The 23,433-nt window shown below is 59.2% G+C and carries 19 protein-coding genes; 8 read left to right on the top strand and 11 right to left on the bottom strand.

Annotated features, from left to right (window positions below):
- Positions 1-23: 23 nt before the first annotated feature.
- The gene (locus tag ABH909_RS19980; protein ID WP_429385540.1) at positions 24-818 is read right to left on the bottom strand and encodes an IclR family transcriptional regulator; all 795 of its coding nucleotides are present in this window, start codon (positions 816-818) and stop codon (positions 24-26) included.
- Positions 819-1,142: 324 nt separating this feature from the next.
- Here ABH909_RS19980 and ABH909_RS19975 point away from each other — a divergent pair, with 324 nt between their 5' ends.
- A complete protein-coding gene (locus ABH909_RS19975; RefSeq protein WP_429385542.1) occupies positions 1,143-2,057 on the top strand; it encodes an SDR family oxidoreductase in 915 nt (304 codons plus the stop codon).
- 83 nt (positions 2,058-2,140) lie between these two features.
- Positions 2,141-2,935 (top strand): enoyl-CoA hydratase/isomerase family protein, encoded by a 795-nt coding sequence (locus ABH909_RS19970; protein WP_429385543.1) that lies wholly within the window; start codon positions 2,141-2,143, stop codon positions 2,933-2,935.
- Between the two features lie 91 nt (positions 2,936-3,026).
- Here ABH909_RS19970 and ABH909_RS19965 read toward each other — a convergent pair whose 3' ends face one another.
- From ABH909_RS19965 to ABH909_RS19945, 5 genes are all read right to left on the bottom strand, one after another.
- The gene (locus ABH909_RS19965) at positions 3,027-4,223 is read right to left on the bottom strand and encodes an acetyl-CoA C-acetyltransferase (protein WP_429385545.1); all 1,197 of its coding nucleotides are present in this window, start codon (positions 4,221-4,223) and stop codon (positions 3,027-3,029) included.
- A gap of 19 nt (positions 4,224-4,242) precedes the next feature.
- Entirely contained in the window at positions 4,243-5,499 is a 1,257-nt protein-coding gene (locus ABH909_RS19960) for an acetyl-CoA hydrolase/transferase family protein (RefSeq protein WP_429385547.1), read from the bottom strand.
- Positions 5,492-6,505, bottom strand: a complete 1,014-nt coding sequence (locus tag ABH909_RS19955; RefSeq protein WP_429385549.1) for an NAD(P)H-dependent flavin oxidoreductase — start codon at positions 6,503-6,505, stop codon at positions 5,492-5,494. Before ABH909_RS19955 ends, ABH909_RS19960 begins: the two co-directional genes overlap by 8 nt.
- 6 nt (positions 6,506-6,511) lie before the next feature.
- A complete protein-coding gene (locus ABH909_RS19950) occupies positions 6,512-7,000 on the bottom strand; it encodes a PaaI family thioesterase (protein ID WP_429385551.1) in 489 nt (162 codons plus the stop codon).
- 353 nt (positions 7,001-7,353) lie between these two features.
- Complete coding sequence (locus ABH909_RS19945; RefSeq protein WP_429436303.1) at positions 7,354-7,575, bottom strand: hypothetical protein; 222 nt, start codon at positions 7,573-7,575, stop codon at positions 7,354-7,356.
- Here ABH909_RS19945 and ABH909_RS19940 point away from each other — a divergent pair.
- The 5 genes from ABH909_RS19940 to ABH909_RS19920 all read left to right on the top strand — a co-directional run bounded on the left by ABH909_RS19940 (position 7,550) and on the right by ABH909_RS19920 (position 15,208).
- Positions 7,550-8,899 carry a DUF1302 domain-containing protein gene (locus ABH909_RS19940; RefSeq protein WP_429440012.1) on the top strand — a complete coding sequence of 450 codons (1,350 nt, stop codon included), beginning with the start codon at positions 7,550-7,552 and terminating at the stop codon, positions 8,897-8,899. The genes ABH909_RS19945 and ABH909_RS19940 overlap by 26 nt on opposite strands.
- Before the next feature lie 29 nt (positions 8,900-8,928).
- Positions 8,929-10,302, top strand: coding sequence for a DUF1329 domain-containing protein (locus tag ABH909_RS19935; protein WP_429385555.1), 1,374 nt, complete (start codon positions 8,929-8,931; stop codon positions 10,300-10,302).
- 61 nt (positions 10,303-10,363) lie between these two features.
- Positions 10,364-11,446 (top strand): WD40/YVTN/BNR-like repeat-containing protein, encoded by a 1,083-nt coding sequence (locus tag ABH909_RS19930; RefSeq protein WP_429385557.1) that lies wholly within the window; start codon positions 10,364-10,366, stop codon positions 11,444-11,446.
- A gap of 10 nt (positions 11,447-11,456) precedes the next feature.
- Positions 11,457-13,856 carry an efflux RND transporter permease subunit gene (locus ABH909_RS19925; protein WP_429436300.1) on the top strand — a complete coding sequence of 800 codons (2,400 nt, stop codon included), beginning with the start codon at positions 11,457-11,459 and terminating at the stop codon, positions 13,854-13,856.
- Positions 13,853-15,208, top strand: a complete 1,356-nt coding sequence (locus ABH909_RS19920; RefSeq protein ID WP_429385561.1) for an MFS transporter — start codon at positions 13,853-13,855, stop codon at positions 15,206-15,208. Before ABH909_RS19925 ends, ABH909_RS19920 begins: the two co-directional genes overlap by 4 nt.
- A gap of 91 nt (positions 15,209-15,299) precedes the next feature.
- Here ABH909_RS19920 and ABH909_RS19915 read toward each other — a convergent pair whose 3' ends face one another.
- From ABH909_RS19915 to ABH909_RS19895, 5 genes are read right to left on the bottom strand one after another with little or no spacing between them, the layout of a single operon-like run.
- Positions 15,300-15,740: a PaaI family thioesterase gene (locus tag ABH909_RS19915; RefSeq protein ID WP_429436298.1), complete on the bottom strand. Its 441-nt coding sequence runs from the start codon at positions 15,738-15,740 to the stop codon at positions 15,300-15,302.
- 8 nt (positions 15,741-15,748) lie between these two features.
- Positions 15,749-16,525: an enoyl-CoA hydratase gene (locus ABH909_RS19910; RefSeq protein WP_307337335.1), complete on the bottom strand. Its 777-nt coding sequence runs from the start codon at positions 16,523-16,525 to the stop codon at positions 15,749-15,751.
- A gap of 43 nt (positions 16,526-16,568) precedes the next feature.
- Complete coding sequence (locus ABH909_RS19905; RefSeq protein ID WP_429388878.1) at positions 16,569-18,209, bottom strand: electron transfer flavoprotein-ubiquinone oxidoreductase; 1,641 nt, start codon at positions 18,207-18,209, stop codon at positions 16,569-16,571.
- A 57-nt stretch (positions 18,210-18,266) separates the two neighbouring features.
- Positions 18,267-19,877: an MFS transporter gene (locus tag ABH909_RS19900; RefSeq protein WP_429436296.1), complete on the bottom strand. Its 1,611-nt coding sequence runs from the start codon at positions 19,875-19,877 to the stop codon at positions 18,267-18,269.
- A 50-nt stretch (positions 19,878-19,927) separates the two neighbouring features.
- Positions 19,928-22,420, bottom strand: coding sequence for an alpha/beta fold hydrolase (locus ABH909_RS19895; protein ID WP_429385567.1), 2,493 nt, complete (start codon positions 22,418-22,420; stop codon positions 19,928-19,930).
- Positions 22,421-22,624: 204 nt separating this feature from the next.
- Here ABH909_RS19895 and ABH909_RS19890 point away from each other — a divergent pair, with 204 nt between their 5' ends.
- Positions 22,625-23,425, top strand: a complete 801-nt coding sequence (locus ABH909_RS19890) for a crotonase/enoyl-CoA hydratase family protein (protein WP_429385569.1) — start codon at positions 22,625-22,627, stop codon at positions 23,423-23,425.
- Positions 23,426-23,433 lie beyond the last annotated feature (8 nt).

The following is a 23,433-nucleotide window of genomic DNA, read 5'->3' as shown; positions in this document are numbered from 1 at the left end:
GCCCTTGCGCGGAGCAGTTGGAATCAATTTTTCAACAAGCCCGATGCTTCCGCAGCGGCCTCTATCAACATTGGCCGCAAATCATTGAGCTTGTGTTGCATACGTTCGGCGGGAGCCGCAATAACCAAGGCTGCCGCGACGGTGCCATCGGTATCGAATACCGGGGCTGCAATACCTGCCGCACCCTCGCTCAGCTCGCTGATGCTGATGGATATGCCGGACTCGCGGATTTCCTTGAGCTGTTTTTTGAGTGTCCCGCGGTCGGTTACAGTCCGCCACGTCATCGCCTTCAGTTTGGCCGTGCGCAGATAATGCTCCTGCACTTTTTCGTCCTGATACGCGAGAAGCAGTCTGCCAGGTGCCGTGCAGTGCAGGGGGCGGGGCGCGCCTAGTGGCGATACATAACGCACAGGATTCTGCGAGTCGATGCCATCGATGTGGGTGACCATCTGGGTGTCCATGTCAATGACGGACAGATAGATGCTCTCGCCGGTTTTGCCCGCCAGTTCATTAAGGTATGGGCGCATCATCCTTGAGAAGTTACGTGTCGCCAGGATATTGCCCGCGAGTCGATAAATGAATGGCCCCAGGTAATAGCGGCTGGCCGTGTGGTTGAGATAACCCTCGGCGACCAAAGGTCTCAATAATGTCAGCAGGCTGCTTTTCGGAGACTCCAAAGTACTGCTGAGTTCTGCCAGGGACAGGCCGTCTGGCGATTTGGCCAGGACCTCGAACAGCCCAAGGATTCGGGTGACGGAGCGGGGGCCCAGCGATACGGGCGTTTCAGCGGCGTCCACGTCGGTTTCCGTTTTTTTCATGAATGTTCCCTTTGGGTAAAAAATCGGTGCTGCAATAATTTGTAATTCTTGCGCACGTGGTGTGCAGTATATCAAATAGCGTTCACATGTGATCACTCATTCCAATATCACAGCTTGATGCTCTGCGCTCGGCAATTTGTCTCGCTGAACCGTTTTTTATAGTGGGATCAGAAGTCCGACGAGTACTTAGCCACCTACCTAATGTTTGCATAGTTGAACAACGTTCATTAATATCGCTTGAGGACGACTGGCATTGGCGCTGGTTGTATTGAGAAGCCGAGAACGCGCTAACGCAGTGCGTCTCCCGACAGGACGGAGTAAGAAATGGCTGCAATGGTCGAAGGCAAAGTCGTTTTGGTAACGGGCGCTGGCGGCGGTATTGGCCGCGACATCGCCCTGCTCATGGCTCAACATGGCGCCAAGGTAGTGGTCAATGACGTTGGTGCCTCGGTCGCGGGGGAAGGGGCGGACGTCGGCCCGGCGCAGCGAGTGGTGGATGAAATCGTCGCCGCGGGTGGTGAAGCCTTGGCCAACACCGACAGCGTGTCAGACCCTGGTGCCGCTGCGCGCATGGTGGAGCAGGCGGTACAACGGTTTGGTCGAATCGATTGCGTGGTGAATAACGCGGGCATCCTTCGCGACCGCTTCTTCCACAAAATGAGTGCCGAAGAATTCGACTCGGTGCTCAAGGTTCACTTGTATGGCTCCTTTTACGTCAGCAGGGCTGCGGCAAACTACTTCAAGGAGCAGGGCGCCGGCTGCTATATCCATATGACGTCCACGTCCGGGCTGATCGGTAATCTGGGCCAGGCCAATTATAACGCGGCCAAGTTGGGGATCATGGCATTGTCCAAGTCCATTGCCCTCGACATGGAAAAATTTAACGTACGTTCCAACTGCGTAGCGCCCTTTGCCTTCAGTCGCATGATCGGCGCCATTCCTACCGATACACCGGAGCAGCAGGCCCGCGTCGAGAAAATCAAGCAGATGACGCCCGCCAAGATCGCTCCCATTTGTGTGTATCTGGCCAGCGATCAGGCGAGCGACGTCAATGCGCAAGTGTTTGCGGTGCGCAACAATGAGATCTTCCTGATGAGTCAGCCTCGACCGATTCGTTCGGTGCAGCGCTCCGAGGGCTGGACGCCAGAGTCACTTGCCGAACATGGCATGCCTGCGCTCAAGGGGTCGTTCGTACCTATGGAACGCTCGGGTGATGTGTTTACCTGGGATCCTGTTTGATTCAGGCGCCACAACAGCGGGCCTGGGACACTTCAGCCCTAACAAATTGATGCGCCCCGAGCGGCTGCATGATGAGGACAACAATGAATCTTTCTAGTTATCAGGCGCTCAAAGTCGAGCGCGACAACGGCATTCTCACCATCACCTTCAATCGACCGGACACGCTCAACGCCATCGATGACGACATGGACAAGGAGTTATCGAGGGTGTTTATCGAAGCCGGCCATGACCCGCAAACGCGGGTCATTATCCTGACCGGCGCAGGCAGGGCCTTCAGCGCCGGTGGTGATATAGAAGAAATGCAGAAGGTGATCGATGAGCCACAACGCTTCTTCGACAGCATGCGCCGTGGCAAGCAAATCGTGTTCTCGATGCTCGATTGCCAGAAGCCGATCATTGCCAAGATCAATGGCCATGCCATTGGACTGGGAGCCACGCTGGCCCTCTATTGCGACATGAGCTACGCCGCCGTACACGCGAAAATCGGCGATCCGCACGTTGCGGTAGGCTTCGTCGCGGGGGACGGTGGTGCAGCCATCTGGCCGCAGCTCATCGGTTTTGCCAAAGCCAAGGAGTACCTGCTCACAGGTGATGCCCTTACTGCCGAGCATGCCGAGAAAATCGGGCTGATCAACTACGCTGTTTCTGCGGACGATCTCGATGAGCGCGTCCAGGAAATGGCCGCCCGCCTGGCCAATGGTGCAGCTTATGCGATCCAGTGGACCAAGGCCTCGATGAACATTGTACTCAAGCAGGCGGTGACTTCGGTGATCGATGCATCGCTGGCGTACGAGGCGCTTTCCAACTTGACTGAAGACCATCAGGAGGCGGTCAACGCTTTTCGTGAAAAACGCAAGCCAGTCTTCAAAGGTCGGTGACCGCTGACGTCCGATATGGAATGGATGCGCTCGTATAAAAAGGGCCGCAGTGCGGCCCGGGATTTACACTAACCGCATCCACCTCACGCGGTCAGTAACGCTCGAAAATAGCAGCCAGCCCTTGTCCGCCACCGATGCACATGGTTTCCAGGCCATAGCGTCCCTGGCGGCGCTGCAGCTCGTGCAACAGAGTGGCCATCATCCGCACTCCAGTGGCGCCGATCGGGTGACCCAGCGAGATGCCGGAACCATTGACGTTCAATCGATCTGTGTCGTGCCACTGCCATCCCTTGAGTACTGCGAGCACCTGACAGGCGAATGCCTCATTCAATTCAACCAGGTCCATTTGCGCCAGGCTCAGGCCGGTTTTTGCCAGCAGCTTGTGCACGGCGGGTACCGGACCGATACCCATTTGCGAGGGCTCGCAACCCGCGGCGGCCCAACCGACCAGATACCCCATCGGTTCAAGTCCCAATTCGGCCAACTTGTCCTCAGCCACTACCAGGCAGGCCGCTGCGGCATCGTTCTGTTGGCTGGAGTTGCCCGCGGTCACGGTGCCATCGCGCATCAGTGTGCGTAGCTTGCTCAGGCTTTCCATGCTGGTTTCGGCGCGGATGCCTTCATCACGGCTGAACAGTACCGGCTCGCCCTTGCGTTGCGGGACACTGATGGGGACTACTTCCGCCTCGAAACGTCCTTCAGACCAGGCCTGTGCTGCTCGTCGGTGGCTTTGCATGGCATAAGCATCGCTGTCTTCGCGGCTGATGCCGTAGAGGCGGGCCAGGTTTTCAGCGGTTTCGATCATTCCGGAAATGTGGCCGAAGCGCTCCTCAGGCTGCGAACGTTCCCGACCTCGCTCCAGGCGGTCATGCATTTTGACTGTGCCAGCGCGCGAGCCCCAGCGCATATCCGTGCTGTAGTACTCGATGTTGCTCATGCTCTCGACGCCGCCCGCCACGACCACGTCAGCCACCCCGGTCTGTACCATCATCGCGGCGCTCAGTACGGCTTGCAGGCCACCACCGCAGCGTCGGTCGAGCTGCATGCCGGGCACTTCAACCGGCAGCCCTGCTTGCAGGCCGATCCATCGCCCCACGCAAGGGGTTTCGCTGTTGGCGTACGATTGCGCAAAGACGATATCGTCGATGCGCGCCGGATCCAGCCCGCTTTTGCTCAGTACGGCATTGACGACATGGGCCCCCAACACTTCTACGGCGAGCGGTCGCAGGCTGCCTCCAAAGGTGCCTACGGGGGTTCGCAGTGGGGCGACAATTGCTGCACGTCTCATGTTTTGCTCCTGTTGCCAGCTACAGGCTGGCGGCGTCTTGTTTGAGTTGTTCGCGAAAATCCGGATGAGCGATCTCGATCATGCAGCGAGCGCGCTGGCTCAGGCTAAGCCCGCGCAGGTCGGCGACGCCATATTCAGTAACGATCAGTCCGGCGTCGCTGCGCGGCGTGCTCACGGGCCCACTCAGGCGCGACACGATCCGACTGCGCGGCCCGGCAGTGGAAGGCAGGGCAATGATGGGCAGCCCTCCACGCGATTGTCGTGCTCCGCGCAGGAAGTCAACTGCGCCGCCCAAGGCGCCGATGTACTGGCCACCCGCGCTCTCCGCATTGATTTGCCCTGTCAGGTCCACCTCGATCGCCGAGTTGATGGCTACCAGACGATCCTGAGCGGCCAGGACCTGCGGCGAATGGGTGTATTCGGTGGAGCGCATGCGGATCAAAGGGTTGCGATGGGCGAAGCGGTGGATCAGTTCGCTGCCCATCAGCACTCCGGCCACGGTGACTCCCTTGTCCAGGCTCTTTCGGGAGTTGGTGATGACGCCCCGTTGCATGAGCTCGGCCACTCCATCACCGATGGTCCCGGAGTGCACGCCGAGCTCCCGATGGTCATGCAGAGCTTGAAGTACGGCTTCGGGGATCGCGCCAATTCCAAGTTGAAGCGTAGCGCCGTGTTCGATGCGCTCGGCAACGCGCTGGGCGATGGCACGCTCCACTGGTCCAGGCTCCACCGTCCGGCTTTGCAGGGGCGGGCGATCGGTGTGCAGTATGACGTCCAGCTCGTCCTGGATCAGGTAGCGCTCACCGAATGTCCATGGGCATGCCTGGTTTACTTCGGCTATGACAACCCTGGCGGTTTCCAGGGCGGGCAGCAGGTATTCGTGTGCAAGTCCCAGGCTGAACCGTCCCAGCTCATCTGGCGGTGCCAATTGCAACATCAACACGTCGACTCTCAGCAGGCCCTGGCGAATCAACTTAGGGAATTCGGAATAATGGCAAGGCAGGATATTCAGTACGCCCGCCTTGGCCAGAGCTCTGTTGTGCCCGCTGCCGCAATACGAGACAAACTCGACGCAGTCGGCATGTTCAGGGAGGCAGGTGTCGCTGTCGGTGATGCCCAGAAAAACGCGCAAATGTCCGATGCGCCGACGTTTGCGCATCAGCGCGTTCGTCAAGGGCAGAGGTTCGGCATTGGCCTGCCCCCACATCACGGTCTCGCCGGGCCTGATGATGCCGCTGAGGTCGAGCGAGTCTTCGTGGGTGAAAATTTTAGTCATGGTCTTTTTTCAGTTGGCGAGTCAGTAGCCCCAGGCGTGTGAGGGCATTGCGGGCGTCATCAATCATTTCATCAAAGATGGATTCCACAGGCTTGATGGCATCGGCAAACACCGTCGCCGGCCCGTAATCGAGCATCCCCTGGCGGCTATCGCCGCTTTGATAGGCTTGAGTTGCGAGGGCGCCCATCACATGCGGTCGATATTGCTCGAATTCGCTGGCGCCGCTGGCATCGAGCGCCGCAACAGCCTTGGCGCTGTCATTGACCAGCACCCGGTGATGGTCTCTCAGGCCGGTTTTCACCACGATGCTCTCCGTGCCGTCACCGCGGACCACCTGCTCTTTGTAGGCGTCATGGATTGCGAGCTCCTTGGCAACCAGCATGCGTGAGCCCATCAGGATAGCGTCAGCGCCCATCGCCAAGCAGGCTGCCAGTTGCCGGCCTGTGCCTATACCACCGGCAATTACGATTGGCAGACTTAGTTCTGCTGTAGCCTGCGCGGCTTGCACCATGCTGCTGATGCCATAGATCCCGGGGTGCCCCCCGCAATCATTGCCCACCACGATCACTCCATCGACGCCCAGCCGCGCGGCCGTGTGGGCATACCGCACCGCAGGCACTTTGTGCAGCACCTTCACACCGGCGTCGCGCAGCATGGGCAGCACCGGTTCGGGGCTTGCACCTGCCGTTTCGACACACTTCACACCTGCTTCAATCAGGATTTGCAAATGGCGCTCCAGCCGTTGCGCCCCTCCGGCCTGGCGAGAGATATAGAGGTTTACGCCAAAGCCCTTGCCGCCGGTAAGCAGGCGGCATCGCGTCAACTGTTCGCGGAATGCGTCGGGGTCGGGAAAACCGGCCGCCACAATGAAGCCCATGCCGCCCGCGTTGACCACGGCCGCTACATAGTCGGCATCGGCAATTGCAGGACCCAGGCCACCGCAAAGTATCGGATGGCGAATACCCAGCATTTCGGTGATGGGAGTGGTGAAGAGTGCTTCACGCATCGGCTGTTACCTTTGGTGATGGACGCCGGGCAGGGCATCTGCCAGCGACTCGGGCGCAAGTACAGGATGGACATTCCGACTCATGTAGAGGGTGCTGCGGCCGCTGGCGAGAAGAATGCCGGCGCAGCATGTCACGCGCGCTTGCGCTGTCAAAAGGCGGCCTCCCTGGTGTAGCACGCTGCCTTCGACGCGTAATTCACCCAGGCTTGCGGCGCGATGAAAGTCGGTTTGCAGGTTGACCGTGCTGACGCCACGGCCGCTGATGCACAGCGCCGCATAACCGCAGGCAACATCGATAAGGCTGCTGATAATGCCACCATGCAGCCGCTGCAGTGCCTCGGTTCCCAGCATCTCTGGGCGGCTCGGCAAACGCAGCTCGAGTTCTCCTTCATCGATTCGATGAACACGCAATTGCATCCAGTTACTGAAGGGGTTGGCATCGATGACCTGTTGCAATTGGATCGGCGTCAATGGTCGCAGGCATGAGTCACTCATACGTCAGTCCATCTATGGTTGCCTCACCGACGCCGGCCTTTCTCAAACGCTTCATGTGATTTTCGCCCTCAACCCCGAGCTCTCGCTGCTAGCGCGACGCTATTGATGGGGTTTAATTTATAATGAACGACGTTCATATATCAATACGTATTTTTCGTCTCATCCCCGCGGCTTCTTCCGTTCGTGGCCCATTTTTGCCCAATAACTGCTTGTACTCCCCGGATTAGGCGAGAAATAAAAAAATCATCAGTTTTCTTGCGCAGCATCAATATCTCTACTATTTATGAAACGCCATTCACATTAGTGAATATGAAGTTGCCGCACCCTCACAAATAAAAAAGCGAAAAGGGTTATCAATGATGATGAAGGCTGCGGGGCGATTGCCGCCCCATTTGCTCGGCGTCACGATTGCGTTCATGACGGTGGGCCAGGTTCAGGCGTTCGAAGCAGACATGGGTGATTCCGATTTTCACCTGAGGTGGGACAACACCGCCCGTTACAACTGGCGCATACGACCAGAGCAACGCCGCGTTCGACAAATACGACACCATAACCAACCGGCTCGATTTGCTCACCGAACTGGACCTGAATTATCAGGGCCGTTACGGCGCGCGCCTCAGTGCAGCCGCCTGGTATGACGAGGCCTATGATGGCAAGCATCCGGCAACGGTCCCTGGCGGCACCAGCTACGTCGACAATCAATTCACCCCTATCGTCAAGCGCTACTACGGGGGTCCCTCGGGCGAGTTCTTGGATGCCTACGTGTATGGACGTTTCGAACCTGCAGGCCTGGCCACCGATGTGCGCGCTGGCCAGCATGCGGTGATCTGGGGCGAGGGACTCTTCGGCAGCACCAACGCAGTGTCCTATTCGCAAGCGCCCGCTGATCTGCGCAAGGGCACCGCCAACCCCGGCGCCTCTGCGAAGGAAACGGCGCTGCCTGTCGATCAGATTTCCTTCATGACTCAACTCAACGACGACATCGTGTTGGCGGGGCAGTATCTGTTCGAGTGGAAACCTAACCGCATCCCCGAGGGCGGGACCTACTTTGCGGGGAGCGACGCGATACTCGAGGGCCCCAACGTGGGGCGGGGCAAGGCCATCGAGGGCGACAAGGGCGACTACGGCGTGTCGCTACGGTATCGACCGGAATGGTTTGATGGCACGCTCGGTTTCTACTATCGCCGCTTCGATGAGAAGTCGGCATGGGTTTCCCAGCGCGACTTTGCCACAGGCCTGGTGCACGCGGTTTATGCCAAGGACATCGAGCTGTACGGTGTCAGTGTCAGCAGTAACCTGTGGGGTGTTGCAGTCGGGGCCGAATTGTCTTACCGCGAAAATATGCCACTCAATTCAAGTGGCGCGGCTGCAGACCAGGCGCATCACCTGGAAGGCGCTCGCGGCTCGACCTGGCATGGGTTGTTCAATGCAGTGCAGACGTATGGTGACACGGCGTACTTCGACTCGGCCAGCCTGTCTGGCGAGGTTGCGTGGGCAAGGCTGGATAAAGTCACCGACAACCGTGGTGCCTACCGTGCCAAGGGTTATAACGCCGGGTGCAACAACAACGCCACCATGCTCGGTTGCTCGGATGATGAGTTCTATTCGATTTCAGTGGCGTTTACCCCGACCTGGGTCCAGGTCTTCCCCGGCATCGACCTCAAGCTGCCGATTTTCCTCTCGCGAAATCTCAGCGGAAACGCGCCCACCAACGGCGGAGGCAGCGAAGGCTTCACCACGGCGAAGGTAGGCATTTCTGCAGAGGCTTACGCCCGTCATTTCGTGGATCTGGCCGTGACCTACTACGACCAGAAAAAAAGCCAGTCGGACAACCTGATTCTCGGCGCTCCCTATCTGGATAAGGCCTGGGTATCACTGACCTACCAGACCTCCTTTTGACTTGCCGACCATTCTATCGAGGCACTCCCATGTTGAAAGAAACCATTGCAGCTTGCGCAATCGTAAGCCTGTGCGGCCATGCGCTGGCCGCAGTCAGCGCCGATGAAGCGGCGCAGTTGGGCGCCGGCCTGACGCTGTTTGGCGCCCAGGCGCAGGGCAACGCAGACGGCAGCATTCCCGCCTACAACGGCGGCCTTCCTACCTCGACCAATCCCGTCGGCTTCGTCAAGGACAGCGGAAAATGGGTCAACCCCTATGCGGCGGAGAAGCCCCTGTACGTGATCACCGCCGCTAACATGGCTGACTACACGGACAAGCTGTCGGAAGGCACCAAGGAAATGCTGCGCCGGCAGCCCACCTACCGGCTTGATGTGTATCCCACCCATCGAAGTGTCAATTACCCGCAGTACATCCTCGACAAGACCCGTAGTAATGCGACCCAGGCCAGCCTCGGCAAGGGGGGCGATGCCCTGCAGGGTGCAATTGGTGGGATTCCGTTTCCGATCCCGAAAACCGGCCAGGAAGTGATGTGGAACCATATGACGCGGTACAACGGTATCGCGGTCGAAGATCACATGCGCAACTTCTACGTCGATAGCAACGGTAAGTTGATCAACTCAGGCGAAATCAAGCTGTCGCGCAATTTCGCCTTTCATAATCCAGAGGCCACGGCAGAGTCGATCAAGAAGAACGATTCGTTCATCTTCCAGAATGCTTACCACTTCACCGGCCCAGCACGCAGCGTCGGTGATGCGACCATGTATTACGACACCGTCGACCTGGTCGACATGCCCCGGCGTGCCTATGCCTATTCGGCGAGTACGCGCCGTGTGCGTCTTAGTCCGGACATCGCCTACGACACCCCTATCGCTTCGCAGGGAGGGGTCACCACGTATGACGATGCTGAAATCTACACCGGCCGTCTCGATCGTTTTGACTGGAAGTTGGTGGGCAAGCGTGAACTCTACATTCCCTACAACATTTATGACCTGAGCTTCAATGTGACCTCGGACAAGTCGCTGACGCCCAAGCACGTGAATCCCGACCATGTGCGCTGGGAACTGCACCGAGTGTGGGTTGTGGAGGGAACGCTCAAGCCCGGCGTGCGTCACGTCTATAGCAAACGGCTGTACTACTACGATGAAGACTGGTCCGGCGCAGGCGTTGCCGATGAGTACGACGGATCCGGCAAGCTATACAAGTCGATGCAGCAGGGCATGAGCCAGCTCTACGACAAGCAGGCTCCCATGTCGCGCACCTATTGGGCATATGACTTCGCAACCGGTGCCTACTCTTTTTCCCAGCATTATGCCGATCTGAAATTCGGCTGGAAGGTGCTGGACAAGCTGCACCCACGTTCAACATTCACCCCGGAAGCCTTGCAGGCTCGTAGCGGCCGCTGAGCGGTTGCCGTAATCGACTGGCGTCGCATGACGCCAGGCGCCACCTACAAGGATCATTGCGATGCGACTGATACAACAAACCCTATTGGCGTTTGCCGGGTTGCTGTTGGGCTTGGCTGGCGTCATGGCAGCCGAGTTCCGCGACCCTCTGGACTTGCCGGCCAGCCCCAGCGCATTGGCCCGCAGCAGCATGTTGACCGGCATCACTAAGGCGCCCAATGGCCGATGGGTGGCCGTGGGCCGCCGTGGGCACATCGTGTATTCCGATGACGCTGCCACATGGCATCAAGCGAGTGTGCCGGTCTCGGTAGATTTGGTCGCTGTGCATTTCCCCACCGCGGAGCAGGGCTGGGCGGTTGGCCATGGCGCGGTCATCCTGCATACCGCCGATGGCGGCCGAACCTGGGTCAAGCAAATGGACGGGCGGGTATTGGCGGATCTGTTGATTGCGTACTGGCAACCGCTCGCCGCCAGTGCCGGTGACGAGGAACCTGGCGCATCCCTGGCGCTGATGGATGCCGAACGCCTGAAGGCGGAGGGGCCTGGCCGGCCCTTCCTGGATGTACGCTTCTCCGATGCGCTGAACGGCTACGCGGTGGGTGCATACAATCTCTTGCTGCAGACGCGCGACGGAGGTCAGACCTGGCAGTCACTGGCAAGTCGAACGGACAACCCGGGAGGCTTGCACTTCAACGCCGTGGGACTTGGCTACGGCGGCCGCGTGTACCTGGCAGGGGAGCAAGGTTTGTTACTGCAAAACAATCCGCTTACAGGACGGTTCGAAGCACTTGCTACACCCTATGGCGGCACTTGGTTCGGAATGCTTGAGCAGCCTGGGCGCCTGCTGCTTTTTGGTCTTCGCGGCAACGCCTACGTCAGTCATGACGATGGGCGCCACTGGCGACAGGCGAGTACCCAAAGCGAAAGTACAATCACCGCGGCGACGCCTCTGGGCGACGGCCGAGTGGTCCTCATCACCCAGGCAGGCGAAGTGTTGCTCAGTGACGATGATTCGGCTGAACGTTACCGCCCGGTTGCCAGCCAGCAATCGATCCCTTTGTACGGGGTAACTCCGGCAGGAGGTGAAGCCATCGTCGCCGTTGGCCTCGGTGGGGTAACGCGCATCGAACTTGAACGTCAGTGAGGAGACCGACATGACCATTTTTTTGGACAACGATGCCGATCACCGGCGCGTGGTCAGCGAACGCTCGCAATTTGATTCGAACTCGGGTAGCTCTCTCGAGCGCCTCCTGTTCAACCATCGTGGCATTATCATGCTGGTGTGCGGTTTGCTGACCGTCCTGTGTGCCTTCCAGGCAAGCAAGCTGCAGGTCAACGCAGGGTTTGAAGACATCATTCCCCAGTCGCACCCCTATATCCGCAACTACCTGGAGAACAAAACAGACCTTCGGGGGCTCGGCAACAATCTTCGCGTCGTCGTGGAAAATACCCAGGGCGACATCTACGACCCCGAATACCTGGAGGCGCTCAGGCAGGTGAACGACAAGCTGTTCCTGATGCCGGGCGTGAACCGCTCCTTCGTGAAATCGATCTGGATGCCTGTCGTGCGCTGGACCGAGGTCACCGAGGAGGGTTTCCGCGGTGGCCCGGTGATGCCGGACACCTATGATGGCTCCGCCCGAGCGATCAGTGACCTGCGGCTGAACGTCAGCCGAGCAGGGCTTCGCGCGAATCTAGTAGCCAACGATCAGCGCTCGGCCATGATCGTCGCGCCTTTGCTGGAGCGTTATGCTGACACCGGCAAGGCCATTGATTACCGCCAGCTTTACCATCAGCTCGAAACCTTGCGTTCATTGCAGGACACTGCCGTGCCGGACAAGCCGGGTAAAATTCGTGTCCACATCGTCGGGTTCGGGAAACTGGCCGGTGACCTGATCAGCGGTTTGTATCAGGTCATGCTCTACTTTGCTATCGCGGCCGTGGTGACCATTGTCATCCTGTTTTTCTACACCCGTTGCGTGCGCAGCACAGTCCTGGTGGTTGCCTGTTCACTGGTGGCGGTCGTGTGGCAACTGGGCATGGTGCGCGCGCTGGGTTATTCGCTCGATCCCTACTCCATACTCGTTCCGTTCCTGGTGTTTGCCATCGGCATTTCGCACGGCGCCCAGAAAATGAACGGCATCATGCAGGACATCGCCAGCGGTACGCACAAATACGTCGCGGCGCGTTTTACCTTTCGCCGATTGTTCTTGGCCGGGTTGACTGCACTGGTCGCCGACGCAGTCGGCTTCGCCGTGCTCATGATCATCGACATCCCGGTGATCAAGTCGTTGGCACTGACCGCAAGTATTGGCGTTGCCGTGCTGGTATTCACTAACCTCATCCTGTTGCCAATTCTTCTGTCCTACGTCGGTGTCGGCGCTGCGGCAGCACGGCGAAGCCACGAGGCCGTGCAGAATCCACCTGGCGCCTGGAACGTGCTGGTACGTTTCACTGAGCCTGTGTGGGCGATATCTGCGATCGGCGTGGCCGTCATACTCTCGGTTCTGGGCTTTGTCCTCAGCCTGCAGTTGCAGATTGGTGATCTTGACGCTGGCGCGCCGGAGCTGCGGCCAGACGCGAGGTACAACCAGGACGCAGCATTCATCACGGCCCATTACGGGCTGTCCAGTGATCAATTTGCTGTCATGGTAAAGACGCCGCCAGGAGGTTGCGAAGCCTGGCAGACTCAAATGGAAATAGATCGTCTTGAATGGACATTGCAACAGGTGCCGGGCGTGCAGAGCACGGTGTCCCTGGCGGGCGCAGTCAGCCGGCTGTCCTCGGCCCTGTTCGAAGCGTCGCCGAAATGGATCACCATCAGCCATAACCAGGCACTGGTGAACACCTCGGTGCTGCGGGCTCAGGAAGCCAATCCGGACCTGGTCAATTCGGATTGTTCGATGGTGCCCGTCATCGCTTATCTGGCCGATCACAAGGCGCAGACGCTGAATCGGGTTTTGCTGGCCGTGGAAGCTTTCGCCCGCGAGCATGACTCCGATCGTGCTCTGTTCCTCCCGGCCGCAGGTTCCGCGGGAATCGACGCGGTGACGAATATTGTGGTGCGGGACGCCAATCGCACCATGCTGGTGTTCGTTTATCTGGCGGTGGCCGTGCTGTGTTTTATCACGTTCCGCAGTTGGCGAGCGGTCGTGGTGGCCTTGGTGCCACTGATCGTGACTTCGATTTTGTGCGAGGCGCTGATGGTCGCGCTGGGGATCGGCGTCAAGGTAGCGACGCTGCCCGTGATTGCCCTGGGGGTTGGCATCGGTGTCGACTACGCCTTGTACCTGCTCAGTGTGCAACTGGCCCAACAGCGTAACGGGGTGCCGTTGGCGCAAGCCTACCGGCATGCGTTGCTGTTCACCGGCAAGGTGGTCGCGCTGGTAGGCGTCACGCTCGCCGCTGGCGTCATCACCTGGGCATGGTCGCCTATCAAATTTCAGGCAGATATGGGCATTTTGCTGACCTTCATGTTCGTGTGGAACATGCTCGGTGCGCTGATCCTCATTCCAGCCTTGTCTTGCTTCCTGCTACGGAGTGCATCGCGATGAAACTGGAAATTCCCGGACCTGCGGCGGGCCTGCAAGCATTCCCCAGGCCGGCCACGGCGTGGTACATGACGGGCGTGCTCTTCCTGCTCTACTGGTTGTCGCTGCTGGATCGACTGGTTATCTCGCTGCTGGTCGATCCGATTCGCCGCGACCTGGGCATCACTGATTTCGAATTGTCACTGCTGCAAGGTTTTGCCTTCGGCGTCTTTTACGCAGTGTGCGGGTTACCGTTGGGCTGGCTGGTGGATCGCTTCAGTCGACGTTGGGTCATTTTCGGTGGCGTAACTATCTGGACGCTGGCCACCACTTTCTGCGGGGTGGCTCACAGCTATTGGCAGCTTTTTCTAGCGCGTGTCGGTGTCGGCGCAGGGGAGGCCGCCTTGAGTCCGGCGGCGTATTCGCTGATGGCTGATAGCTTCCCAGCACACCGGCTGACGACTGCCCTGGCGGTCTATTCCCTCGGTTCGCTGTTCGGAACCGGCATGGCCTATCTGCTGGGCGGGGTTATCGTCGGCCTGGTCAGTGAGCATCACTCGGTGCTGCTACCGCTGGTTGGCGAAGTGCGCTCATGGCAACTGGTCTTTATCGCCATTGGCCTTCCTGGTGTGTTCCTGGGTTTGTTGGTATTCACCTTCCGCGAACCTCCCCGGCGCACCACTGCTTCCTCGCGGCCATCCACCGCTCTTGTGGGCCAAGTGTTCGGCGAGGTCTTTCGGCATATTCGCCGCCACGGACGGTTTTTCTTCTGTCACCATATAGGCTTCACGCTGTGCGTCATGGCTGTCGCGGGAATGGCACTATGGGCGCCCACCTACCTTTATCGCGCTTTCGCGTGGAAGCCTGCACAGGTAGGGATCTGGCTTGGCGTGGTGGGTACGTTGGGCGGGGTCATCGGTGCGTTGGGATGCGGTCAGTTGATTGATCGGCAGGTCGCCCGAGGGCGCCTTGACGCTCACATGCGGTTGTTCAGCCTAACCTCCCTCGTGAGCGTGCCGGTCGCGGTGGTCGGAGTGTTGTGGCACGACCCTTATATATTCCTGGCGGCCTTCTTCCTCATCCAGATGCTGGTCAGTCCGATCATGGGCATTTCGGCCGCGGCCCTGCAAATTGCTGCCCCGGCTTACCTGCGTGGTCGTCTGTCCTCGCTCTATCTATTCGTGATGATCTTGCTGGGAATTGGCGCTGGGCCCTCAGTCGTCGCCGCATTCACCGATTTCATTTTTCAGGACGATGCCAAGGTGGGTTATTCGCTGGCATTGATCTTCGTCCTGGCCTGTCCGTTATCAGCACTTGCCCTGCATTTGGGCCGGCCGGCGATGCGTTCGGCCGTGATTGAGAACATGGCGGTCTGACTGCAACGCAAGCAAAAAAAATGAGGCGTGATGCGGCACGCCTCTTGAAGGGAATCAACGAAGGGGCATTTCTAGTTTTTCCGGATCTTGTTCACGGAGCATCGTCACCGGGCAGGTGGACGAACTTGAAGGTGCCGCTGGCGCTGGCCACAAGCCGTCCTTGCTCATCAAACAGGTCGCCGTCGCAAAATGCGAGACTTTTGCTGGCGTATCGCAACCGGCCACGTGCCGACAGTCTCCCAGTGGCGCCACCAGGACGCAGGAAATTGGTTTTCATTTCCACAGTCACACATGAACGGCATTTGGGATCGGTAGTGCGGGTCGCTGCCGCCATGGCCATATCGAGCAGGGTCATAATCAATCCCCCATGCGCCTGGCCAGCGCCATTGAGGTGTTTGTGCTCCAGATCGACAACCAGGCACGGGGGCTCAGGGTCTGGTTCGACGAGGATATCCAGGTAGTCAAGAAAGGGAACATCCACACGGTAATCAGCGTAACGGACGGCTCTTTTTCTGGTGTCGTAATCAGCCATGTGGACTCCTAACGGTGCTTGAATTGCGGCGGGCGTTTTTCCACGAATGCGGCCAGGCCTTCGCTCTGGTCTTCGGTGCCAAACGTGACATAGGCCATACGACGCTCGTAAAGAACCCCTTCGCTGAGACTGCTTTCAAACGCCCTGTTGACGCATTCCTTGGCCAATGCCACGACCGGTTGCGAGAACCCAGCCATTTTGGCCGCCAATGCCAATGCCTCATTACGAAGTTCAGCGAGCGGTACCACACGGCTGACCAGGCCGCTGCGTTCGGCTTCTTCTGCCAGCATCGGACGGCCACTGAGGATCATTTCCATGGCCTTGTACTTACCAACGGCGCGTGTAAGACGTTGAGTGCCTCCGGCGCCAGGAATGGTCGCCAGAGTGATTTCGGGCAGGGCGAAACGTGCGTTATCGGCAGCGATGATGACATCGCACATCATCGCCAGCTCACAACCGCCACCGAGTGCCAGACCACTCACCGCCGCGATTACCGGTTTACGACAGCATGCGGCGCGCTCCCAGTTGGCGGTGATGAACTGCCGCTTGAAGACGTCCATCATGCTCCACTCGCGCATCATCTTGATGTCTGCGCCGGCGGCGAAGGCCTTGTCGCTGCCGATCAGCACGATGGCGCCGATCGTGTCATCCGCCTCCAGTTCGTCGAGCACGGTGGTCAGCTCGTCCATCAACTGATCGTTTAATGCGTTGTAGGCTTCTGGTCGGTTCAGGCGTACCACGCCGACATTTTCCTGTTTTTCCAGGATGAGGGTTTCAAAAGGCATATTTCCGCTCCTGTGGAAGCAGGCGCTGAGGCGCCAGGGTTGCTTACATGTTGGGGTAGTTGGGGCCACCAGCGCCTTCAGGGGTCACCCACGTGATGTTTTGCGCAGGGTCCTTGATGTCGCAGGTCTTGCAATGCACGCAATTCTGCGCATTGATCTGGAAGCGCTTATGACCGTCCTCCTGCGTCACCACTTCGTACACGCCGGCCGGGCAATACCGCTGCGCGGGCTCGTCGTACAGCGGCAGGTTGCTGGTCAGGGGGACATCTGGATCGGCGAGCCTTAAATGGCAAGGTTGTTCCTCTTCATGATTGGTGTTGGAGAGAAACACCGACGACAGCTTGTCGAAGCTGAGCTTGCCGTCCGGTCTGGGGTAGCTGATTTTTTCGGATTTGGCCGCAGGCTTGAGGCAGGCATGATCCGGTTTGTTGTCGTGGAGCGTGAACGGCAGCTTTCCGCCGAAGACATTCTGGTCAATGAAGTTGAAAGCACCGCCAGCCAGCGCGCCAAACTTGTGCAGGGCGGCACCAAAGTTACGGCTACGGAACAACTCGTCGTACAGCCAGCTGGCCTTGAAGCCCTCGACGTATTCCTGAAGCATGTCGCCACCTTCGCCGCCGGCGAGCAGGGCGTCGGCTACCGCTTGCGCAGCGAGCATGCCGGACTTCATGGCGGTATGGCTGCCTTTGATCTTGGCGAAATTCAGGGTCCCAAGGTCGCAGCCAATCAGTGCGCCGCCAGGAAATATCATTTTTGGAAGCGAGTTCAGACCGCCCTTGCAAATGGCGCGAGCGCCGTAGGACAAGCGTTTGCCGCCTTCCAGATAGTGTGCGACCACCGGGTGATGCTTGTACCGTTGGAATTCGTCGAACGGCGAAAGGTACGGGTTGCTGTAGGACAGGTCGACAATCAGCCCGACCACCACCTGGTTGTTTTCCAGGTGATAAAGGAAAGAGCCGCCCGGATTGTCGTCATTGAGCGGCCAACCAGCGGTGTGCACCACGAGCCCAGGTTCGTGCCGGGTGGGGTCGATTTCCCAGATTTCCTTGATGCCTATTCCGTAATGCTGGGCATCGGCCTCGCTATCGAGCTGATATTGTTTGATCAGTTGTTTGCCAATGTGTCCACGGCAGCCCTCGGCAAACAAGGTGTACTTGCCGCGCAATTCCATGCCGGGTGTGTACAGGCCATCTTTGGGCTGGCCGTCACGATCCACCCCAAGGTCACCCGTCACAATGCCGCGCACCACGCCTGCTTTGTCGATCAACGCTTGCTGGGCCGCAAAGCCTGGGTAGATCTCGACGCCCAGGTTCTCCGCCTGCTGGCCAAGCCACCGGCAAAGATTACCGAGCGAAATGATGTAGTTACCTTTGTTGTGCATTGTTTTGGGCACAAAGAATCCCGGTATCTGGGTGGCGGTATCCGGACCCTGCAGCAGATAGATGTCGTCGCGGGTCACTGGCGTGTTGAGCGGCGCCCCCCGTTCTTGCCAATCTGGGAACAACTCGTCCAGGGCGCGAGTTTCAAACACTGCGCCTGAGAGGATATGGGCGCCGACCTCGGAGCCTTTTTCGACCACACACACGCTGATGTCCCGGCCCGCATCAGTGGCAAGCTGCTTCAGTCGGCAGGCCGCTGACAGGCCGGAGGGGCCTGCGCCCACGATGACAACGTCAAATTCCATGTACTCACGATCGGTCAACAGATTTCTCCTATGCCACGTCTGCGGTGGCGACCAGTTTCACGGTAGCGTCGCAGTCGCGACGAGCAGGTAGTGGGACACCGAAGGGACAGTCCCGGGTTTCAGGTAATGTGTCAGTTGGCTTTCCTGCTCGAAATCAGCCAGCGTGCTTCTTTGGCGCTGCAGCAGATGCTCGCCCCAGGAGGCAATGATGAAGCGCTCGCTGAAACGCTGGGGGTCGGCAAGATCCTGATACAGGAGCCAGTGGCTGGCGCCGTCGCGTTTGCGGATGCGCCCCAGGCGAAACAGCTGGTTGCAGAATCGATCCTGGTGCTCGGCCACAATCTGATAGTCGACCTGGACCGCCACCGGCCCGTCACTGGCATTCGGGCTGCCGTGCACGCGTGGCTCCGCCCAGTGTGCCGACAGCGTCACCTCGGCTTCCTGGCCCATGCGCAATGGATAATGACGGGTAAAAAACAGACCGATGGCGATCAAGCCCGCGGCAAGAGTCAGCGTCCACGAAACGCCCATGTAGTTGGCCACTGCGCCCCAGAGCATGCCGCCAATGGCCATGGAACCCTGGAACGTCAGCATGAAGATGGCCAATGCCCGCGCCCGCACCCAGGCCGGGAGGGTGGTCTGGAAGGCAGCACTGGTGGTCGAATTGAAGTTGATCCAGGCCGCGCCGGCTAATACCAGGGTGATGCTGGTCAGGTAGAGAAAAGGGGTCCAGGCCGCAACCAGCATTGCCAGCATGAAGATGACGCTAGATATCGCCGCCAAGCGCTGCAGATTATTGATGCGCGACCTGAACTGGTTGAGCAGGACACCGCCCAGAACGGCGCCGGCGCCCAGACTGCCCACCAGCAGGCCGTAGCCGCCCACCTCGTCGCCGCCAGCGACCAACGGCAGCAAGGCCCAGAGGCTGCTCGCGCAACTGATGAAGAACAAAGTCCGCAGGATGTGACCATGCAGCGGATACGCATGGCGAATATACCGCAGGCCGGTACGCATGGCGGTCAGCAGTGGCTCCCTTGGCGCAGGCGTCGTAGGGCCAGGTCGATACCCGAAAATGAATATCGCGAGCACGGCCACCAGCAACACGATGTTCAGCGCGAACACCCATTGCAGGCTCGAACTGGCAATGATGATGCCGGCGAGGGCGGGCCCCACGGCACGGGCTGCGTTATAGGCGATCGCATTGAGATTGATCGCAGCGCCCAGAACACTGCGAGGCACCGCGTCCGACGTCGTCGCCTGCCAGGCGGGGATACTCACCGCGCTGCCGGTTCCGAGGCTGAACGCCAACAGTAAGAGACCCCACGGCGTAAGCTGATCGTTGATCAACAACAAGAAGAGCAACACAGTCGCAGCCAGCATCCAGGCGTGAGTGACGATCAGGATCCGCCGCTTGTCGATGAAGTCGGCATAAACGCCGGCCGGCAGACCGAAGAGGAAAGCCGGCAAGGTGATTGCTGTCTGCACCAGCGCCACCATCAACGGAGAGGGATCGAACTGGACCATCAACCACGCTGCCGCGACGTTCTGCATCCACAGGCAGATGTTCGCTGTCAGCGTTGCGCACCAGACGGCCCGAAACAACGCATAACGCAACGGTGGCAGGTTATCGGCCGTTGTTTGATGGCCTGTGGATCCGTCTGACTGCATGCTGGGCCTGTCGGGGTGTGACCCCTATTTATTATAATGAACGGTGTTTACTATTCTGAATGCGTTTTTTGGTTGCTGTCAACCGCTCGCTCGACGACGGGTGCCAGCAGTGCCCTGATGACGGCCACCAAAGCCAATGGCTGATCGAGCATCAGATGATGGTGACTGTTGGGAATGCCAATAGCGCCTCGGCAGTGACGTAACCGAGAGGCGATTCGCTCGGCGCGCCAGCGTTCGACGACGATGCTTTCTTCACCGTAAACGAAGTCCACCGGTACTTCGATACTCCCCAGCAAAGTGTCGCCATCTTTTTCATTCAGGGTAAACGGTAGGGTCGGATCAAGGCGCCAATGCCATCCCTCGGGACTCTGCGCGATGGAATGGAATGCAACGTGCTCGAAGGTGTCCGCGAGGGGTAGCGGCTGGTCGGGGATTACCCGGTAGCGCTCCCGAATGGTCGCGTAATCAGGGTAATGCCTTGCCCGACCGCTGCGCGCCGGCGGCAGCGGAAAGCTCGACTTTGGTTCATCGAGGAAACGCACCCGGCTGTCGAGAATAACGGCCCGTCGGACCAGATCCGGTCGGTTGGCGCAGACGCTGAGCGTGCGCAAACCGCCATAGCTGTGACCGACCACGGTGGCAGGGCCGAGCGCGTTCTCGAGAATGGCGATCAGGTCATCGGAGAAAGCCTGCGCGCTGTAAGTCTGCCGGGCTCCGCTTTCGCCCATCCCGGAAAAATCCATTGCAAAAACCCGATATCGATCGACGAAGTAGGGCGCAATGAAATCCCACCAATGGCTGTTGGCCCGGTAGCCGTGGGCGAACAGCAGAACCGGTTTCTCGGTATCGCTCGCGTTCCAGCTGCGGTAATGCAAGCGTGTCTCTGGACACTGCTGAAAATGCGAGCGTGTCGGGGCGCTGATGGCGCGCAGCAGCCAGGGTTGTGCATCGCAATATTGTGGCGTAGGCGAGGGTCCACCACCCTGTGGCGCATCATCCAGTGCCGCCGCCATGCTCGCCAGCCTGGCTTTCCAGATCTTGCCTGTGCTGCCTTGGGGCAATTGCTCCAGAATGACGATACGACCTGGTCGCTTGTAAGGTGCAATCAGCTCGCGCAAGGCGTTGTCGATACTTGGCGCGTCGATCTTGTGGCCGGCTCGTGGCTCGACGAACGCAACGACTTCTTCGTCACCTTCTGCAAGGGCTCGACCCACGACGCCCGAGGCGGCGACACCTGGCAGGCTGTTGAGCGCCGCCTCCACTTCCGCTGGGTAAACGTTGAAGCCTGAGCGGATGATCATTTCCTTCTGGCGACCGGCAATGGCCAGTGCGCCGTCAGGAAGTCGTTTGCCCAGATCTCCGGTGGCGATCCAGCCCCCAGGACGCAACGTGGCAGCGGTTTCCTTCGGGTTACGGTAGTAGCCGAGCATCGTTGCCGGCGCCCGCATCCACAGTTCACCGATGGTGCCGTCGCTCACGTCGCAGCCTTGGGCGTCGACGAAACGGATCTCGACGCCCTCTTCAGCGAAGCCGATGGTGCCGGGTTCGCTTGGACGGTCACCCGGGGTTCGAGCACCCGGTGCGCATTCGGTCATTCCATAGCCATTGACCAACGGTATGCCGAACAACAACTGGACCCGCCGTTGCAGGGTGGCATCGAGCGGCGCACCGCCGCAGCTGATGTAGCGCAGCTGATGTCCCGAGACGTCCAGCCGTTGGGTGATGATGTAATCGAGCAATCGGGCGTAGACGATCGGAACGAACGACAGGTGCGAAATACTGCCGTCGGCGATACCGGCTGCCAGCTGCGGCAACGCCAGGCGAGCCATGAGGCGCAGGCTGGCGCCTGCCGCCATCACTGACATGAGATTGGCGATTCCCATGATGTGCGCAAGGGGGGCGACGCCGTTGTAGCAGTCGGTAGCACTGACGCGACGCGAACGACTGAGGATCGAGCCGAGCGCCAGAAGCCCGCCGTGGCTGTGCATCACGGCCTTGGGCTTTCCGGTGGTGCCAGAGGTAAAGATGAGCAGTCCCACATTCGTGTCGGCCGACGGCGGCTGTGCTTCGGTGGTATCGCTAGCGCTGAGCGCGACCGGCCCCGCGAGCAAACCCTCGACAGGCAAGGCGCCGGCTTTCGATGCCTGGGCTTCACACGCTTCGCTGTCTTCCACCGCGTACAGAGAGAGTCGGGCCTCGACCAGTGCCTTGAGTCCCTCCAACTCTGCTGCCGGCAGACGTGCATTTACTACTGCGGGCCATGCATTGACGCGCTGGCAGGCGAAGAGGGCGACGACGGCGGCGATATTGTTTTCGGCAACGATGAGTACCCGGTCACCCGGTAAGACACCTTGCCCGGAAATCAGTGTGGCCAATTCTTCAACAGCCTGCGCCAACTGGCTGTAGTCCAGCGAGCGGCTCGCGTCACTCAGCGCGGGGGCAGAGGGCGTGACACTCGCCCAATGATGTACCACGTCACATGCCCGAGAAAGGTTCGCAATCGAGGTTGAATCAAGCGTGATAGAGCGGTTCTTGTCGGTCATGGCACTTATGTCGATGAGGTTGGCAAGGCAAAATGTTGTTCGAATATAGGTCCGCTGTTCTAATATGTGAAGTAGTTTGATACTTTACAGTCGTGTCAGCGGCCGTTTTTAGCCGCAAAAATTTGGCTCGGTTGGAGGTCTGGTCGCGCAAATGCGCCCAGAACGAACCCGGTACTGACGGCTCTTTCAACGAGGAACGAACCTATGAATGAGGCACAACGCGATCCAGATGGCCAGATCAAGCTGGAGCAACGCGGCGCCCTGTTGCTGATCGGCATTGATCGCCCCGAGAAGCGCAATGGCTTTACCCCGAAAATGTTCGCCGAGTTGGCCGCCGCCTACACGCGGCTGGAACAGGACCCCGAGCTGCGAGTGGGCGTGTTGTACGCTGAAGGCGAACATTTCACCGCCGGGCTCGATATGCCCAAATGCGCGCCGCTTCGCAAAGAGGGCAAACCTTATATCCCGCCAGCCGAAGTCGACCCCTTCAACTTGCGCGAACCACTGCGCAGCAAACCTGTGGTCATGGCGCTCAAGGGCATCAGTTTCACCGTAGCCATCGAGTTAATGCTAGCGGCCGACATCGTCATCGCCGCGCAGGATTGCCGCTTTTCCCAGATTGAGGTCAAGCGCGGCATCATGGCTGGCTGCGGTGCGACGTTCCGGTTTGTTGAACGTGCCGGCTGGGGCAACGCAATGAAGCTCTTGCTGACCGGTGACGAGTTCGACGCCGCCGAAGCATTGCGGCTCAATTTCGTGCAGGAGGTCGTACCCGTTGGCGAGGAGCTGCCAAGGGCTATCGCACTGGCTGAACGAATCGCCGAGCAAGCCCCGCTCGCGGTACAAGCGACCCTGCAAAATGCACACACGGCGGTGAATTACGGGTGGCAGGCCGCGTATGCTTCCATAGCCAACACCCAGCGTCGTTTGTTCAACACCGAAGATGCCAAGGAAGGTGTGCAGTCTTTCATCGAAAAGCGGCCTGCACATTTTGTTGGGCGATAACAATAAGA

It is taken from the genome of Pseudomonas sp. BS3782 TE3695, from assembly GCF_050435305.1.
In the GTDB taxonomy this organism is placed as follows: Bacteria; Pseudomonadota; Gammaproteobacteria; order Pseudomonadales; family Pseudomonadaceae; genus Aquipseudomonas.
Note: the sequence above shows the minus strand (reverse complement) of the source record. Positions and strands in the feature narration are given on the sequence as shown.